This is a genomic window from Ruegeria sp. YS9 (genome assembly GCF_024628725.1).
GTDB lineage: Bacteria > Pseudomonadota > Alphaproteobacteria > Rhodobacterales > Rhodobacteraceae > Ruegeria > Ruegeria atlantica_C.
The window spans coordinates 316426-330079 of the sequence record NZ_CP102409.1; the positions used below are offsets into that span (position 1 = coordinate 316426).

The 13654-nt window shown below is 57.9% G+C and carries 20 protein-coding genes; 3 read left to right on the forward strand and 17 right to left on the reverse strand.

The window, feature by feature from the left end; all coding sequences use genetic code 11:
* Nucleotides 1-7: 7 nt before the first annotated feature.
* The 16 genes from rpsH to ettA all read right to left on the reverse strand — a co-directional run bounded on the left by rpsH (nt 8) and on the right by ettA (nt 10325).
* Nucleotides 8-400 carry a 30S ribosomal protein S8 gene (rpsH, locus tag NOR97_RS01640; RefSeq protein WP_068340741.1) on the reverse strand — a complete coding sequence of 131 codons (393 nt, stop codon included), beginning with the start codon at nt 398-400 and terminating at the stop codon, nt 8-10.
* 13 nt (nt 401-413) lie between these two features.
* Nucleotides 414-719 carry a 30S ribosomal protein S14 gene (rpsN, locus tag NOR97_RS01645; RefSeq protein WP_010437098.1) on the reverse strand — a complete coding sequence of 102 codons (306 nt, stop codon included), beginning with the start codon at nt 717-719 and terminating at the stop codon, nt 414-416.
* Between the two features lie 19 nt (nt 720-738).
* Complete coding sequence (gene rplE / locus NOR97_RS01650) at nt 739-1299, reverse strand: 50S ribosomal protein L5 (RefSeq protein ID WP_170347646.1); 561 nt, start codon at nt 1297-1299, stop codon at nt 739-741.
* Nucleotides 1292-1603: a 50S ribosomal protein L24 gene (gene rplX / locus NOR97_RS01655; RefSeq protein ID WP_152459159.1), complete on the reverse strand. Its 312-nt coding sequence runs from the start codon at nt 1601-1603 to the stop codon at nt 1292-1294. The genes rplE and rplX overlap by 8 nt, the downstream gene beginning before the upstream one ends.
* A gap of 2 nt (nt 1604-1605) precedes the next feature.
* Nucleotides 1606-1974: a 50S ribosomal protein L14 gene (gene rplN / locus NOR97_RS01660; protein WP_039523372.1), complete on the reverse strand. Its 369-nt coding sequence runs from the start codon at nt 1972-1974 to the stop codon at nt 1606-1608.
* 75 nt (nt 1975-2049) lie between these two features.
* Nucleotides 2050-2280, reverse strand: coding sequence for a 30S ribosomal protein S17 (rpsQ, locus tag NOR97_RS01665; RefSeq protein ID WP_152459158.1), 231 nt, complete (start codon nt 2278-2280; stop codon nt 2050-2052).
* A 4-nt stretch (nt 2281-2284) separates the two neighbouring features.
* Nucleotides 2285-2491 (reverse strand): 50S ribosomal protein L29, encoded by a 207-nt coding sequence (gene rpmC / locus NOR97_RS01670; protein ID WP_010437082.1) that lies wholly within the window; start codon nt 2489-2491, stop codon nt 2285-2287.
* An 812-nt stretch (nt 2492-3303) separates the two neighbouring features.
* Nucleotides 3304-3510, reverse strand: coding sequence for a cold-shock protein (locus NOR97_RS01675; RefSeq protein ID WP_170347647.1), 207 nt, complete (start codon nt 3508-3510; stop codon nt 3304-3306).
* A 256-nt stretch (nt 3511-3766) separates the two neighbouring features.
* Complete coding sequence (locus tag NOR97_RS01680; RefSeq protein ID WP_257600012.1) at nt 3767-4387, reverse strand: 2OG-Fe(II) oxygenase family protein; 621 nt, start codon at nt 4385-4387, stop codon at nt 3767-3769.
* A gap of 235 nt (nt 4388-4622) precedes the next feature.
* Entirely contained in the window at nt 4623-5036 is a 414-nt protein-coding gene (gene rplP, locus NOR97_RS01685) for a 50S ribosomal protein L16 (RefSeq protein WP_117872242.1), read from the reverse strand.
* 12 nt (nt 5037-5048) lie between these two features.
* Entirely contained in the window at nt 5049-5759 is a 711-nt protein-coding gene (gene rpsC, locus NOR97_RS01690) for a 30S ribosomal protein S3 (RefSeq protein ID WP_117872244.1), read from the reverse strand.
* Nucleotides 5759-6139, reverse strand: coding sequence for a 50S ribosomal protein L22 (gene rplV / locus NOR97_RS01695; protein WP_039538267.1), 381 nt, complete (start codon nt 6137-6139; stop codon nt 5759-5761). The genes rpsC and rplV overlap by 1 nt, the downstream gene beginning before the upstream one ends.
* A gap of 3 nt (nt 6140-6142) precedes the next feature.
* The gene (gene rpsS, locus NOR97_RS01700) at nt 6143-6421 is read right to left on the reverse strand and encodes a 30S ribosomal protein S19 (RefSeq protein WP_068348022.1); all 279 of its coding nucleotides are present in this window, start codon (nt 6419-6421) and stop codon (nt 6143-6145) included.
* A 3-nt stretch (nt 6422-6424) separates the two neighbouring features.
* A complete protein-coding gene (gene rplB, locus NOR97_RS01705) occupies nt 6425-7267 on the reverse strand; it encodes a 50S ribosomal protein L2 (RefSeq protein WP_170356688.1) in 843 nt (280 codons plus the stop codon).
* 798 nt (nt 7268-8065) lie between these two features.
* A complete protein-coding gene (locus NOR97_RS01710; RefSeq protein ID WP_257600013.1) occupies nt 8066-8605 on the reverse strand; it encodes a hypothetical protein in 540 nt (179 codons plus the stop codon).
* A gap of 52 nt (nt 8606-8657) precedes the next feature.
* The gene (ettA, locus tag NOR97_RS01715) at nt 8658-10325 is read right to left on the reverse strand and encodes an energy-dependent translational throttle protein EttA (protein WP_257600014.1); all 1668 of its coding nucleotides are present in this window, start codon (nt 10323-10325) and stop codon (nt 8658-8660) included.
* A gap of 136 nt (nt 10326-10461) precedes the next feature.
* Between ettA and NOR97_RS01720 the strand changes: the two genes are divergently transcribed.
* The 3 genes from NOR97_RS01720 to dacB all read left to right on the forward strand — a co-directional run bounded on the left by NOR97_RS01720 (nt 10462) and on the right by dacB (nt 13130).
* Entirely contained in the window at nt 10462-10932 is a 471-nt protein-coding gene (locus NOR97_RS01720) for an MOSC domain-containing protein (protein WP_257600015.1), read from the forward strand.
* Between the two features lie 32 nt (nt 10933-10964).
* Nucleotides 10965-11585, forward strand: a complete 621-nt coding sequence (locus tag NOR97_RS01725; RefSeq protein WP_170347363.1) for a nicotinate-nucleotide adenylyltransferase — start codon at nt 10965-10967, stop codon at nt 11583-11585.
* A gap of 66 nt (nt 11586-11651) precedes the next feature.
* Nucleotides 11652-13130, forward strand: a complete 1479-nt coding sequence (dacB, locus tag NOR97_RS01730) for a D-alanyl-D-alanine carboxypeptidase/D-alanyl-D-alanine-endopeptidase (protein WP_257600016.1) — start codon at nt 11652-11654, stop codon at nt 13128-13130.
* A 19-nt stretch (nt 13131-13149) separates the two neighbouring features.
* Here the strand turns inward: dacB and NOR97_RS01735 are convergent, their stop codons facing one another.
* Nucleotides 13150-13572, reverse strand: coding sequence for a tellurite resistance TerB family protein (locus NOR97_RS01735; RefSeq protein WP_170347312.1), 423 nt, complete (start codon nt 13570-13572; stop codon nt 13150-13152).
* Nucleotides 13573-13654: the final 82 nt, after the last annotated feature.

The following is a 13654-nucleotide window of genomic DNA, read 5'->3' on the forward strand; positions in this document are numbered from 1 at the left end:
CCTCCCTCTAGAAGACGGTGCAGAGCACTTCGCCGCCAACATTGTTGGAGCGAGCGTTTGCGTCCGACATCACACCTTTCGGAGTGCTGACAATCGACACACCCAGACCCTGACGGACCTGTGGGATGTCATTGACGCCCATGTATACGCGACGGCCGGGCTTCGAGACCCGCTTCAGTTCACGAATAACAGGGGTGCCTTCGTAGTATTTCAGGCTGATTTCGATGGCCGGATGACCGTTTTCACCGGTCGTCTTTTCATAGCCACGGATGTAGCCTTCGTCCGCCAGCACGTCCAGAACCCAGCCGCGCAGCTTGGAAGCCGGGGTGGAAACGGTGGACTTGCCGCGCATTTGCGCGTTGCGGATACGGGTGAGCATATCGCCGATAGGATCATTCATATCTATGTCTCCCTTACCAGCTCGATTTCACCATGCCGGGGATCTGACCAGCAGAACCCAGCTCGCGCAGCGCGATACGGCTGACCTTCAGCTTACGGTAGTAAGCGTGGGGACGACCGGTCAGCTGACAACGGTTGTGCAGACGGGTAGCCGAGCTGTTGCGCGGCAGTTTCGCCAGTTTCAGACGCGCCTTGAAGCGCTCTTCCATCGGCTTGCTCTCGTCATTCGCGATTTCTTTCAGCTCGGCACGCTTCGCGGCATATTTGGCCACCAGGCGTTCGCGCTTCTTTTCGCGTTCGATCATTGCTTTTTTAGCCATGTCTCAATCCTCCCGGCGCTTATGCGTTGAACGGCATGTTGAAAGCTTTCAACAGTGCCTTTGCTTCAGCGTCGGTTTTCGCTGTGGTGGCAATTACGATATCCATGCCCCAGACTTCGTCGACCTTGTCGAAATCGATTTCCGGGAACACGATGTGCTCTTTCATGCCCATGGCAAAGTTGCCCTGACCATCGAAAGCAGGCTTTACACCGCGGAAGTCACGAACGCGCGGCAGCGCGATGGTGATCAGACGATCCAGGAATTCGTACATCCGGTCACCGCGCAGGGTCACTTTCGCGCCCAGCGGCATGTCTTCACGGACGCGGAAGCCCGCGATCGACTTCTTCGCCTTGGTTGCAACGGCCTTTTGACCGGCAATCGCAGTCAGATCCTCGACAGCAGCTTTCGCTTTCTTCGAGTCTTTGACAGCCTCGGCACCACAACCGATGTTCAGAACGATCTTGTCCAGCTTGGGCAGCTGCATGTCGTTCTTGTAACCGAACTCTTCTTTCAGAGCGGCACGGATGGTTTCAACGTACTGAGTTTTCAGACGCGGGGTGTAGGTTGCGTTATCAAGCATCGATCACGTCCCCTGTGGTCTTGGCGAAGCGGACCTTCTTGTCACCTTCCATGCGGAAGCCGACGCGGGTCGCTTTGCCGTTCTTGTCCAGCAGTGCCAGGTTCGACAGGTCGATCGGGTTTGCCTGGGGCAGACGACCACCTTGCGAGTTCTGCGACTGGCGGGTGTGACGGATGGCGATGTTGATGCCATCGACAACAGCTTTGCCGGCTTTGGGGTCAACCGAGGAAATGGTGCCCTCTTTGCCCTTGTCCTTGCCGGCCAGCACGACGACCTTGTCGCCTTTGCGGAGTTTAGCAGCCATGATTACAGCACCTCCGGAGCCAGCGAGATGATTTTCATGAAGTTCTTGCCGCGCAGTTCGCGAACAACGGGGCCAAAGATACGGGTACCGATCGGCTCGTTGTTGTTGTTCAGGATGACGGCGGCGTTGCGATCGAAGCGGATCGCGGTGCCGTCTTCACGACGGACTTCCTTGGCGGTGCGTACGACGACGGCCTTGCGGACGTCCCCTTTCTTTACGCGGCCGCGTGGGATGGCTTCCTTCACCGAGACGACAATGATGTCGCCGACGGAGGCGTATTTACGCTTGGAACCACCCAGGACCTTGATGCACTGAACTCGGCGAGCGCCGGAGTTGTCAGCGACATCCAGATTGGTCTGCATCTGGATCATGTGGTTTCTCCCGACCTGTGGGGGCTGGTCTTGTTAATTCCCCCAGGGTTTCGACAAATGGAAAGGCCTGGGGGCTTACGCCTCCAGAACTTCCCAACGTTTCGTCTTCGATTTCGGCGCGCATTCGATGATGCGTACGGTGTCGCCGACCTTGAAGGCGTTCTTTTCGTCATGAGCCCGGTATTTCTTGGACTTACGAACGGTTTTGTGCAGCAGCGGGTGCTTGAAACGGCGTTCAACCGAAACAGTCACGGTCTGCTCGTTGGCGTCGCTGGTTACTACTCCGGACAGGATACGCTTGGGCATAGGATTACTCCTCCGATGCCGCGGCAGCGGCCTTTTCGTTCAGAATGGTTTTGACGCGGGCGGCATTGCGGCGGGCCGCTTTGATACCAGCAGTGTTTTCCAGCTGACCGGTTGCCTGTTGAAAGCGCAGGTTAAAGCTTTCTTTCTTCAGGTTGGCCAGTTCCTCGCGGAGCTGGTCCGGGGTCTTGTCACGCAGTTCTTGGGCGTTCATCGCCTTTTTCCTTTGCTCAAAACACCAGAAGGCCCCGTACACGGGTCACCTTTGACCTGGTGGATGAATGATAGACATACGAATCCCCCGACTCAGCCGGGGGAACGCAAGATGCCGCTCTATAGGGGGTTCAGCAGTGGGTGGCAAGAGGAAGTTTGGCGGGTGTGTGAGCGTGGGCATTCGCCCACTACTTTCTGTGACCCACTTTAGCCATAACCCGAGTAATGATTCCTTCAAAATGCCAGGCATCTGGAAGGCGTGGCAACCACAATCTAGTGTCCGCACCCATCAACATCAAAGCAGAACGTGACCCACGGATTCTGTCGATGTCACTCAAACGCGCCTCGCCGATTACACCACCCGCATCCAACACGAGAGCTCTTTGCGTAGTGATGACGTAATAGGTTCTTCGAAAAGCGAAATGAACAACAAGCCATGGAAACATCATTAGTGTCGGCGCGAAAATCAAAATCAAAATAGCATCCGTAAGCGTTGGTAGAACGCATGCTTTGACCGCGTAGACGGCTTGCTCATCCTGATTCAACAAAATCGGTGACACCAAACTTGCGTGCAATACGCCACCTGTCCTCAAATACTAAATACTTATAGCTCCTTCCCTTTTTCACGCTTTATCGATGAAGTCGCAAGCTGGTATTCCATTCAGCTACCTAGTCAATTGGCAACAAGTGTCTGCAACCGCTGTTTTAGAGTGGAGTAGCGGCGTAGTTGAGTACGGCCCGATTTCCCCACAAACACAAAACGCGGCCTCGTTTGCACGAGACCGCGTCTTCAACTGTCTAAGTCTGTGTGACTTACGCCAGAGCGACGTTCACAGCCGATTCACGACCATCACGGCCGGGTTCGATGTCGAATGTTACTTTCTGGTCGTCGGCCAGGCCGGTCAGACCCGAGCGCTCGACAGCAGAGATGTGTACAAACACGTCTTTGCCACCGGTCTCCGGTGCGATGAAGCCAAAACCTTTAGTTGTGTTGAACCATTTTACGGTGCCATTGGCCATATCCGTAGTCTCCTAATAAATTGCTGCCCGCGGAATTGCGACAGCGTGGCGTAGTCGGTCTGGATCGAGAGACTGAACGCCGAATAACGGGAGACAGTGGTCGAAATAGAAAAACGTCTGCGAGGTTCAGCTACGCCATGTCGACGCATATTGCAAGGTCTATCGGTAACTTCTTGTGAATCGTGACCGGAATGGGCACCGTCCGTTCGTCTCGCAATCGCTTCACTGGGGTGACCCGTGTGTCATGAACCGGGGCTCACTCCCACTTGTAGTTGAAGCTGACACTGATCCGCTCGTCCTCGGCCATGTTCATCGGCACCTCGTGGCGCAACCAGCTTTCCCACAGCAGGACGTCGCCCACCTGCGGCTTCATATAGATGAACGGCTGCAAATCGCGCCGCCCACCTTTCAGACGCGTTGGCGCGGCCATCATGCGGCCTGAGCGGGGGTCTTCCAGTTTCAGTGCACTGGCCCCTTCGGGCATCGCCACATAGGTCGTGCCCGATATCACGCTGTGCGGGTGCAGGTGGCTGGAATGCATGCCACCCTCGGACAGGATGTTGATCCAAAGGTCTTCTAGCTTCAACTCGCCTTCGCCCAGATCGAACTCCAGATCCCTGGCAAAAGCGGCAACGTGCTGATCCAGTACCTTCACCACATCGGCAAAGATAGGGAACCGCCAAGGCAGATCGGTTAGCGAGGCATAGCTGGTATAGCCGGGATAGCCGTTTTCCTCACACCATTGCTGCCCGGCCTCGTCATCTTCGGCGATGACAAGACACGAGTTTTCCAACTCTTCCGCATCGATCTCGGGACCGAACTCGGACAAAGCTGCGCGATAGAGACGGGTAACAAAGAGTGATTCAATCTGTGCCATAGCGCCCTCTTAACGCAGCCTCGTCACGATTGCGATGGGTCTTTTGCGAGGCTCTGCCTCGCGCTCCGGGATATTTTTTGCCAGATGAAGCAGGGGGGTCCGAATTTCATCTGGCCATAAATATCCCGGGGGAGTCGCGGCTTGCCGCGGCGGGGGCAGCGCCCCCAAATGAAAACCCCCGCCGGTTTCCCGACGGGGGTCAATTTTGTCACGAACGGGGAAATTCCCGGATCGCTTACCAGTCTTCGCGAACTACGACGCGGGTCTTGATCGGCAGCTTCATCGCGGCCAGGCGCAGGGCCTCACGGGCGATGTCGTCATTGACGCCGTCGATCTCGAACATCACGCGACCGGGCTTGACCTTGCAAACCCAGCGGTCCACCGAACCCTTACCTTTACCCATACGAACTTCGATCGGCTTTGCAGTGACCGGAGTGTCGGGGAAGATACGGATCCAGACACGACCCTGACGTTTCATGTGACGGGTCATGGCACGACGTGCAGCTTCGATCTGACGTGCGGTGACGCGCTCGGGTTGCAGGGCTTTCAGACCGTAGGTGCCAAAGTTCAGATCAGAGCCGCCCTTGGCTTCGCCCTTGATCCGGCCTTTGTGCATCTTGCGGAATTTAGTACGCTTTGGTTGAAGCATATCTTTCCCTCCTTAGCGACGACCGCCACCAGCACCACGAGGTGCAGGGCCGTCCTGGAGTTCCTGTGCTTTACGGTCACGTGCCTGCGGATCGTGCTCCATGATCTCACCTTTGAAGATCCAGACCTTGATCCCGATGATCCCGTAGGGGGTCATCGCTTCGGCATGTGCGTAATCGATGTCGGCACGCAGGGTGTGCAGAGGCACGCGGCCTTCGCGGTACCACTCGGTCCGTGCGATTTCAGCACCGCCCAGACGGCCAGCGACGTTCACCCTGATACCCAGGGCGCCCATACGCATGGCGTTCTGAACCGAGCGCTTCATTGCGCGACGGAACGAAACACGACGTTCCAGCTGCTGAGCGATCGACTCGGCAACCAGCTGCGCGTCAAGCTCGGGCTTGCGCACTTCGACGATGTTCAGGTGCAGTTCGCTGTCGGTCATACCAGCAAGCTTTTTGCGCAGAACTTCGATGTCTGCACCTTTCTTGCCGATGATGACACCCGGACGTGCGGTGTGGATCGTGACGCGGCACTTCTTGTGCGGACGTTCGATGATCACACGTGCAACACCGGCCTGCTTGCACTCTTTCTGAATGAACTCACGGATCTTGATGTCTTCCAGCAGAAGATCACCGTAATCCTTGGTGTCAGCGTACCAGCGGCTGTCCCAGGTGCGGTTGACCTGAAGGCGCATGCCGATCGGATTGACTTTATGTCCCATTAGGCTTGCTCCTCAACTTGACGCACCTTGATGGTGATCTCCGAGAACGGCTTCATGATCTTGCCGAAACGGCCACGGGCACGCGGACGACCGCGCTTCATGACCAGGTTTTTACCAACCCATGCTTCGGCGACGATCAGCTCATCGACGTCCAGGTTGTGGTTGTTTTCGGCATTCGCGATTGCGGATTGCAGGCACTTCTTGACGTCCTGCGCGACACGCTTGTTCGAGAAAGTCAGGTCGGTCAGAGCCTTTTCAACTTTCTTGCCGCGGATCATTTGCGCAACCAGGTTCAGTTTCTGCGGGCTGGTGCGAAGCATGCGGGTTTTCGCCATTGCTTCGTTTTCAGCCACGCGGCGGGGGTTCTTTTCCTTGCCCATGACTTACTTCCGCTTCGCTTTTTTGTCTGCGGCGTGACCATAATAGGTCCGGGTCGGCGAGTACTCACCGAACTTCTGACCGATCATGTCTTCCGTGACGTTTACCGGGATATGCTTCTGGCCATTGTACACACCAAAGGTCAAACCCACGAACTGGGGCAGAATGGTGGAACGACGCGACCAGATCTTGATGACTTCGTTGCGGCCCGATTCGCGCGCTGCTTCGGCTTTTTTCAGCACGTAAGCATCGACGAAAGGACCCTTCCAAACAGAGCGAGACATGGATTAACGTCCCTTCTTCTTGGCGTGCCGCGAGCGGATGATCAGCTTCTGGGACGCTTTGTTCTTGTTGCGGGTACGCTTACCCTTGGTGTCCTTACCCCAAGGCGTAACCGGCGTACGGCCACCCGAGGTACGACCTTCACCACCACCGTGCGGGTGATCGATCGGGTTCATTGCAACACCACGAACCGACGGGCGCACGCCCTTGTGGCGCATACGACCGGCTTTGCCGAGGTTCTGGTTGCTGTTGTCGGGGTTGGACACGGCACCGACGGTCGCCATGCATTCCTGACGGACCATGCGCAGCTCGCCCGAGCTCAGACGGATCTGAGCGTAGCCGCCATCGCGACCAACGAACTGAGCGTAAGTACCGGCCGCACGTGCGATCTGACCACCCTTGCCGGGCTTCATCTCGATGTTGTGGACGATGGTACCGATGGGCATGCCCGAGAAGGGCATTGCGTTGCCCGGCTTGATGTCAGCTTTCGCCGACGCGATGACCTTGTCACCAACAGCCAGACGCTGAGGCGCCAGGATATAGGCCTGCTCGCCGTCTTCGTATTTTACCAGTGCGATGAATGCGGTCCGGTTCGGGTCATATTCGATCCGTTCGACGGTTGCCGCGACATCAAATTTGTTCCGTTTGAAGTCAACGATCCGGTAGAGACGCTTTGCGCCACCGCCGCGGCGGCGTGAAGTGATCCGTCCGGTGTTGTTCCGGCCGCCCGATTTGGTCAAACCCTCAGTGAGAGACTTGACCGGACGTCCTTTCCAAAGCTCCGAACGGTCGATCAGCACCAGCCCGCGCTGGCCCGGCGTCGTCGGCTTGTACGACTTGAGTGCCATGCTTTCTGTCTTCCGTTTAGCAAGTGCGAGGGGGTTCCCCGCTATGTGAGAGGCCCCCGTAGGTGCCAAGGGTATAGGGCCCCGAAGGTCCCCGGTTCAAAATATCTAAGGCCCCGGAACGAATCCGAGGCCGCAAGATTGGGTGCGTTTAGCAGTGTTGGGACCGGGTGACAAGAGAGAGTATCAAACTTCTTCTGTGGCCGTGAATACCACACCCTGGCCGAACGCGTCGTGGTTAATGGCCGGGATGTTAAACCCAGAAATGCACGAGTTGTCGCTGGAACTCAGAGAGCGGGAACAGGACCTGACAGAAAAGGTTGAAATCGTTTCCTGTGAACTTTGGTGCAGTGAGCCCTCATGGGAAGGTTCGGAGGCCGGGTTTATTGGTGCCGGGCCAGAAGGTTTCGCGGAAACCGATCTGGCAAAGTGCTGCCCCTGCAATCAGTCCAATGTATGCTATGTTGAGCCGCTGCTGCTTGGCGGCCGCATCCATGAGCGGGCTGGGGAAGCACTCGACCGAGTGACCGTAATCGTCAATCTATCACGATATCCGCGGGGGTCGGGTTGATCCGGAATGGAGCGGTTGTGTGACGGGCGGGGCATTCGGAGAGCCGTGATACAAAGAACACCCCCCGTAGGCCGGGCTTCAGCCCGGCATCCACCATTCCCCTCAGAGCGATTGAAGGGTTTTGAGGCCATTCATCGGCGGATGTTGGTAAAGTGTGGGTGTTTCGAGGGGTGCCGGGCTGAAGCCCGGCCTACCAGTTGGCGTGAAGGGAGCGAGCACTCAACTTACGCTTACTTGTTTTCTAGGTATTCCACACATGTGTCTCCAATTCTGCGATGGTTCGCATTTAGATTTCCTTGGCGATAAAAATCCTCAACCAAGCCGGCTGCAAAGCACGAAATAAATGCACCCTTTTGAGCCTGCTCTGTCGAAAACCCGTCCTCCACCAATTTGGTTTGCAATCTTGAAACGGACACAATGTAAACGTCAGAATTTAGTGTGTCGCCAAAGACGCGGCTCGAAAGCTGATAAAAATGCGTATCTACAATTGACAGAACAGTCTGGAATGAAGAGTAGAGTTTTGCTGGAACAAAATCGATATCTTCTCGATTTTCTATGAAAACCACAATCACATCAGACTTTTCTGGATCCACCCATTTGTCTGTGAAATCGAATTTTCCCTGCTCACTATCGTGCTTATGCAAGAAATGAGTGAAATCCGCTGGCGCGGCAAAGGTAGTAACCTTCTTTGGTGTCTCAGCAAATGCACTACCCGTACCGCAAACTAGGAAAGCAGAAATCTGGACACAGCGCGCCGCTAACCTAATCATTAACAAGACATCTCCATTTCGGCTTTTTCAGCCATACGATCCCCGTCCAGCCTCACCGCGCAAACTTCTTATGCTTCAACCGTTTGGGTTCCAGCGCATCCGGCCCCAACCGCCGCTTTTTATCCTCTTCGTAATCCTCGAAGTTGCCCTCGAACCACTCCACATGCGCGTCGCCTTCAAACGCCAGAATATGCGTGCAAATCCGGTCGAGGAAGAAACGGTCGTGCGAGATCACCACGGCGCAGCCGGCGAAATCGACAAGGGCATCTTCCAGCGCGCGCAGGGTTTCGACGTCGAGGTCGTTGGTCGGCTCATCCAGCAGCAGGACGTTGCCGCCCTCTTTCAGCAGGCGGGCCATGTGGACGCGGTTGCGCTCACCCCCTGACAGCAGAGAGACCTTTTTCTGCTGGTCGCCGCCCTTGAAGTTGAAGGACGAGCAATAGGCGCGGGAATTGACCTGCGCGTCGCCCAGCTGGATGATCTCGGCGCCGCCGGTGATCGCCTCCCACACGGTGTCGTTGTCGTTGAGGTCGTCGCGCGACTGATCGACATAGGACAGCTGCACCGTATCGCCGTATTCGATGGTGCCGGCGTCGGGCTTTTCCTGGCCGGTGAGCATTTTGAACAGGGTCGATTTACCGGCGCCGTTGGGGCCGATCACGCCGACGATGCCACCGGGCGGCAGGCTGAACGAGAGATTTTCGATCAGTTGCTTGTCGCCCATGTGCTTGGCCAGCCCATTGACCTCGATCACTTTGCTGCCCAGGCGCGGGCCGTTGGGGATGACGATCTGAGCGCGGGTCAGTTTTTCGCGCTCGGACTGTTCGGCCAGCTCGTTATAGGCGTTGATCCGGGCTTTGGACTTGGCCTGACGCGCCTTTTGACCCTGACGCATCCATTCCAGTTCGCGCTGTAGCGTCTTCTGCTTGGATTTGTCCTCGCGGGCTTCCTGCTCCAGCCGCTTGGCCTTTTGTTCCAGCCACGAGGAGTAGTTGCCCTCGTAGGGGATGCCGCGGCCGCGGTCCAATTCGAGAATCCAGCCGGTGATGTCATCCAGGAAGTAGCGGTCGTGGGTGACGATCAGGATGGTACCTTTGTAGTCGATCAGGTGCTGTTGCAGCCAGGCGATGGTCTCGGCGTCAAGGTGGTTGGTCGGTTCGTCCAACAGCAGCATGTCGGGCGCTTCCAGCAGCAGCTTGCACAGCGCCACGCGGCGTTTTTCACCGCCCGAAAGATTGGCGATGTCGGCGTCGTCCGGCGGGCAGCGCAGCGCCTCCATCGAAACGTCGATCTGGCTGTCCAGATCCCACAGGTTTTCCGCGTCGATCGCGTCCTGAAGGGCAGTCATTTCCTCCATCAGCTCGTCCGAGTAGTTCTCGGCGATCTCCATCGCGATCTCGTTGAACCGGTCGACCTTGGCCTTTTTCCCGGCCACGCCCAGCATGACGTTTTCACGAACGGTCAGGGATTCGTCCAGTTGCGGTTCCTGCGGCAGATAGCCGACCTTGGCACCCTCGGCGGCCCATGCCTCGCCGGTGAAGTCGGTGTCGAGGCCGGCCATGATCTTCATCAGGGTCGATTTACCCGCACCGTTGACGCCGACGACACCGATCTTCACGCCGGGCAGAAAGCTCAGGTGGATGTTTTCAAAGCATTTCTTGCCACCGGGATAGGTCTTGGAGACACCCTGCATGTGGTAGACATATTGATAGGCGGCCATGTCGCGTCCTCTGGGTCGGGAAATCAGGTTGAAACGCTGGATATCCGAGCGGGACGGGCGGGGCAAGCTGGTGGTATTGTGAATTTCGTCTTTGGGCCGGGCGGCATAGTCTGAGTGCGCTGAAAATGGGGGCGTTATGCCGGAACTGGCGGAATTGATTGCGGGTTGGGCGCAGCCCGGTTGCGTAACTTGGATCGGAGCGCGACCAGAGCGCCGGGCCGAGATGGTGTCACTGGAGGAATCCGTGATTGCTGAGGCCGGTCTGATCAGTGACCGCGCCCGCGTTGGCAAGCGGGCAGTGACTTTGATCCAGCAGGAGCATCTGGCGGCGATTGGGTCGTACTTGGGGCAGGGGCCGGTTGCGCCCGCGGTTCTGCGGCGCAATCTGGTGGTGTCGGGGATCAATCTGGCGGCGCTCAAAGGACGCGAGGTGCAGGTGGGCGAGGCTATTTTGCGATTTACAGTGATCTGTGCGCCATGCAGCCGGATGGAAGAAGCGCTGGGCAAGGGCGGCTATTCCGCCGTGCGTGGGCACGGAGGATGGTGTGCCGAAGTCGTGCGACCCGGGCGGGTTCGGCTGGGCGATGTGGTGCAACCTGTTGATTGACAACGCCCCGCAGTTCTGAACATCAGCAGGGTATGGAGCGGTACGGCATACCCTATGCGCGACCTGGGCAGGTCGTCGGTCTGTTCGGCGGGTCGTTTGATCCACCGCATCAAGGCCATGTGCATGTCACGCTTGAGGCGATGAAGGCGTTCGGGCTGGATCGGGTTTGGTGGCTGGTATCGCCGGGCAATCCGTTGAAGGAACGCGGGCCGGCCCCCATGGACAGGCGACTGTCGGCAGCACGGAATGTGATGCAGCACCCAGGGGTCGAGGTGACGGACATCGAGGCGCTCACGGGTACGCGCGCGACTGCGGATACTCTGACAGCATTGCAGCGATTGTATCCACAGGTCCGATTTGTCTGGCTGATGGGGGCGGACAATCTGGCGCAATTTCACCGCTGGAAAGATTGGCGGAGGATCATGGACAGCGTCCCTGTCGGTGTGGTCGCACGGCCCGGCGACCGGATATCCGCCCGGATGTCCAGGGCGGCGCGGGTTTATGCCAAGTACAGGATCGACGGGCAGGCGCGGCATCTTTTGGGGCGGGCGCAGGCTCCGGCCTGGTGTTTCGTGAACGTGCCGATGGTTGATGTCAGTTCCACTGAGATTCGGACACGCGGCGAATGGCGCGCGGAAGTGTTGCCGGAATAGCCTTGCCGGGCGCATAATCGCGGCGAGTGGTTGCGCGCATTTGATCTGTGGGATTTTATTTCACCTATGACTGGTCGTTTTTCACGTCGTGTGTTTCTGGGGGGATTGGGGGCATCTCTGATCCCGGTAGCTGGTCTGGCGCAGGCGCCGTTGGTCTCGCTCAGGCCGCGCGCGCGTGGTGTGCCGTTGAGTGGCGCCGAGCGTTTGGTCGCAGCCGCAGGGTTGACGGGCGAAGTTGTTTTCGCCGTTGCGGATGTGGCGACGGGGACGACGCTGGAGGTTTTTGGCGAAGGTACGGGTTTGCCCCCGGCCAGCGTCGGCAAGGCGATGACCGCGCTTTACGCACTGGACGTTCTGGGACCTGACCATCGGTTCGAAACCCGTTTGATCGCAGATGGGCCAATTGAAAACGGAATTCTGCATGGCGATCTGATACTGGCAGGCGGGGGCGATCCGCTGTTGGACACGGATGCGCTGGCCACGATGGCGGCCAACCTGCGCGAAGCCGGAATTATCGAGGTTCGCGGAGCCTTCAAGGTCTATGACGGGGCGCTGCCCTTCGTGTTCAGTATTGATCCCGGACAGCCGGATCATGTGGGGTACAGCCCGGCGATCAGTGGGATATCGTTGAATTTCAATCGGGTCCATTTCGAGTGGAAGCGTGCCGGTAAGGGTTATGATGTGACCATGGATGCACGCAGCGCGCGCTATGTGCCGGCAGTGGATGTGGCAGCCATGCGGGTCGAGAACCGCAGCTTGCCGATCTATACGTATCAGCCAAGCCCGCGTCAGGATCGCTGGACCGTGGCCAAGGGCGCGCTGGGCAATGGCGGCGCGCGCTGGCTGCCTGTACGCAAACCGGCATTGTACGCGGGTGATGTGTTTCGCACTTTGGCCCGATCCAATGGAATCGTTCTGAATCGGGTGCAGGTGACACGAGAGGCGCCAAAAGGTGTCGACCTTGTCGTGCATCGCAGCGATCCATTGGACAGTATTTTGCGCGGGATGCTGAAATACTCAACCAACCTGACGGCCGAGATGGTCGGATTGGCCGCAACCAAAGCGCGCGGCATTGACCCGCGGAACCTGGCAGAGTCGGCGGCCGAGATGAATCTCTGGGCGTCTCAGAGCTTTGGCGTGAACGGGATCGCGATGGTCGATCATTCCGGTCTTGGCGATGCCTCGCGTATGGTGCCGGCGGATCTGGTCGCGGCCCTTGTCGCGGCCCGGAAAATGGGCGCATTGCGCCCATTGATGAAGCCATTTGCCTTGACGGATCGCAATGGACGGCCGGTCAAGAACCACCCGATCAAGGTCGATGCCAAGACAGGGACATTGAACTTCGTATCCGGGCTGGGCGGTTTCCTGACAACGGCGGACGGGGTTGATCTGGCTTTTGCCATTTTTACGGCGGACGTGGCCCATCGCGCCAAGATCCCACGCGCACAACGTGAACGGCCTGAAGGTGCGCGCAGTTGGAACCGCAGGTCGCGGAAACTGCAACGGGCCTTGCTGGAACGTTGGGGCGCACTCTACGGAAGCTGAAACCCGTAGATTGCCCGGATCAGACCGTGTGGCGTGCGCGCGCCCCGCGTTCGATTGCGGCGGCATGCAGACGGTCGATATTCAGCTCGTACCGGATTTCTTCCAGCAGGCGCAGTTCCGTTTCGGCCAGCGCACCATCGGCAGCCGCAACATCGCAAGCCAGAGCATAGGCCGTTTCGTTCAGACGCTCGGGCAGGTTTTCACGGATCAGGCCAAACAGCGCATCCAGCCCGTCTTCCTGTTCGAACAGGTCAAAAACAACCTGCGATACGCGACGGGTCCGATCACTGTCGTATCCTGCAAAGACCGGCAACATGTTGACGGCAACTTCGATCTTGACCAGCTCGGCGGTTCGGATGTTTTCGTCAGAGGCCGAGACTGCAACCATGATCGCCACAAGGCAATCCTGCGGGGACATCGGGTGGGGCACTTGCTCGGTCATGGGATGGTCCTGATTGGGGTTGTTCGAAGACGCACGATATGAGCGCAGCGGGTCAGGTTCAACACCTTGTTTCATCCACCCC

Excerpts from the sequence above, each read along its gene's own strand:
- rplB (WP_170356688.1), bottom strand. The coding sequence starts at position 7,267 with ATGGCACTCAAGTCGTACAAGCCGACGACGCCGGGCCAGCGCGGGCTG.
- NOR97_RS01680 (WP_257600012.1), bottom strand. The coding sequence starts at position 4,387 with ATGGCACAGATTGAATCACTCTTTGTTACCCGTCTCTATCGCGCAGCT.
- rplP (WP_117872242.1), bottom strand. The coding sequence starts at position 5,036 with ATGCTTCAACCAAAGCGTACTAAATTCCGCAAGATGCACAAAGGCCGG.
- NOR97_RS01725 (WP_170347363.1), top strand. The coding sequence starts at position 10,965 with ATGGAGCGGTACGGCATACCCTATGCGCGACCTGGGCAGGTCGTCGGT.
- rpsN (WP_010437098.1), bottom strand. The coding sequence starts at position 719 with ATGGCTAAAAAAGCAATGATCGAACGCGAAAAGAAGCGCGAACGCCTG.
- NOR97_RS01710 (WP_257600013.1), bottom strand. The coding sequence starts at position 8,605 with ATGATTAGGTTAGCGGCGCGCTGTGTCCAGATTTCTGCTTTCCTAGTT.
- rplX (WP_152459159.1), bottom strand. The coding sequence starts at position 1,603 with ATGGCTGCTAAACTCCGCAAAGGCGACAAGGTCGTCGTGCTGGCCGGC.
- dacB (WP_257600016.1), top strand. The coding sequence starts at position 11,652 with ATGACTGGTCGTTTTTCACGTCGTGTGTTTCTGGGGGGATTGGGGGCA.
- rpsQ (WP_152459158.1), bottom strand. The coding sequence starts at position 2,280 with ATGCCCAAGCGTATCCTGTCCGGAGTAGTAACCAGCGACGCCAACGAG.
- rplV (WP_039538267.1), bottom strand. The coding sequence starts at position 6,139 with ATGGGCAAGGAAAAGAACCCCCGCCGCGTGGCTGAAAACGAAGCAATG.
- rpsS (WP_068348022.1), bottom strand. The coding sequence starts at position 6,421 with ATGTCTCGCTCTGTTTGGAAGGGTCCTTTCGTCGATGCTTACGTGCTG.
- NOR97_RS01720 (WP_257600015.1), top strand. The coding sequence starts at position 10,462 with ATGCCGGAACTGGCGGAATTGATTGCGGGTTGGGCGCAGCCCGGTTGC.
- ettA (WP_257600014.1), bottom strand. The coding sequence starts at position 10,325 with ATGGCCGCCTATCAATATGTCTACCACATGCAGGGTGTCTCCAAGACC.
- rplE (WP_170347646.1), bottom strand. The coding sequence starts at position 1,299 with ATGCTTGATAACGCAACCTACACCCCGCGTCTGAAAACTCAGTACGTT.
- NOR97_RS01675 (WP_170347647.1), bottom strand. The coding sequence starts at position 3,510 with ATGGCCAATGGCACCGTAAAATGGTTCAACACAACTAAAGGTTTTGGC.
- rpsC (WP_117872244.1), bottom strand. The coding sequence starts at position 5,759 with ATGGGACATAAAGTCAATCCGATCGGCATGCGCCTTCAGGTCAACCGC.
- NOR97_RS01735 (WP_170347312.1), bottom strand. The coding sequence starts at position 13,572 with ATGACCGAGCAAGTGCCCCACCCGATGTCCCCGCAGGATTGCCTTGTG.
- rplN (WP_039523372.1), bottom strand. The coding sequence starts at position 1,974 with ATGATCCAGATGCAGACCAATCTGGATGTCGCTGACAACTCCGGCGCT.
- rpmC (WP_010437082.1), bottom strand. The coding sequence starts at position 2,491 with ATGAACGCCCAAGAACTGCGTGACAAGACCCCGGACCAGCTCCGCGAG.
- rpsH (WP_068340741.1), bottom strand. The coding sequence starts at position 400 with ATGAATGATCCTATCGGCGATATGCTCACCCGTATCCGCAACGCGCAA.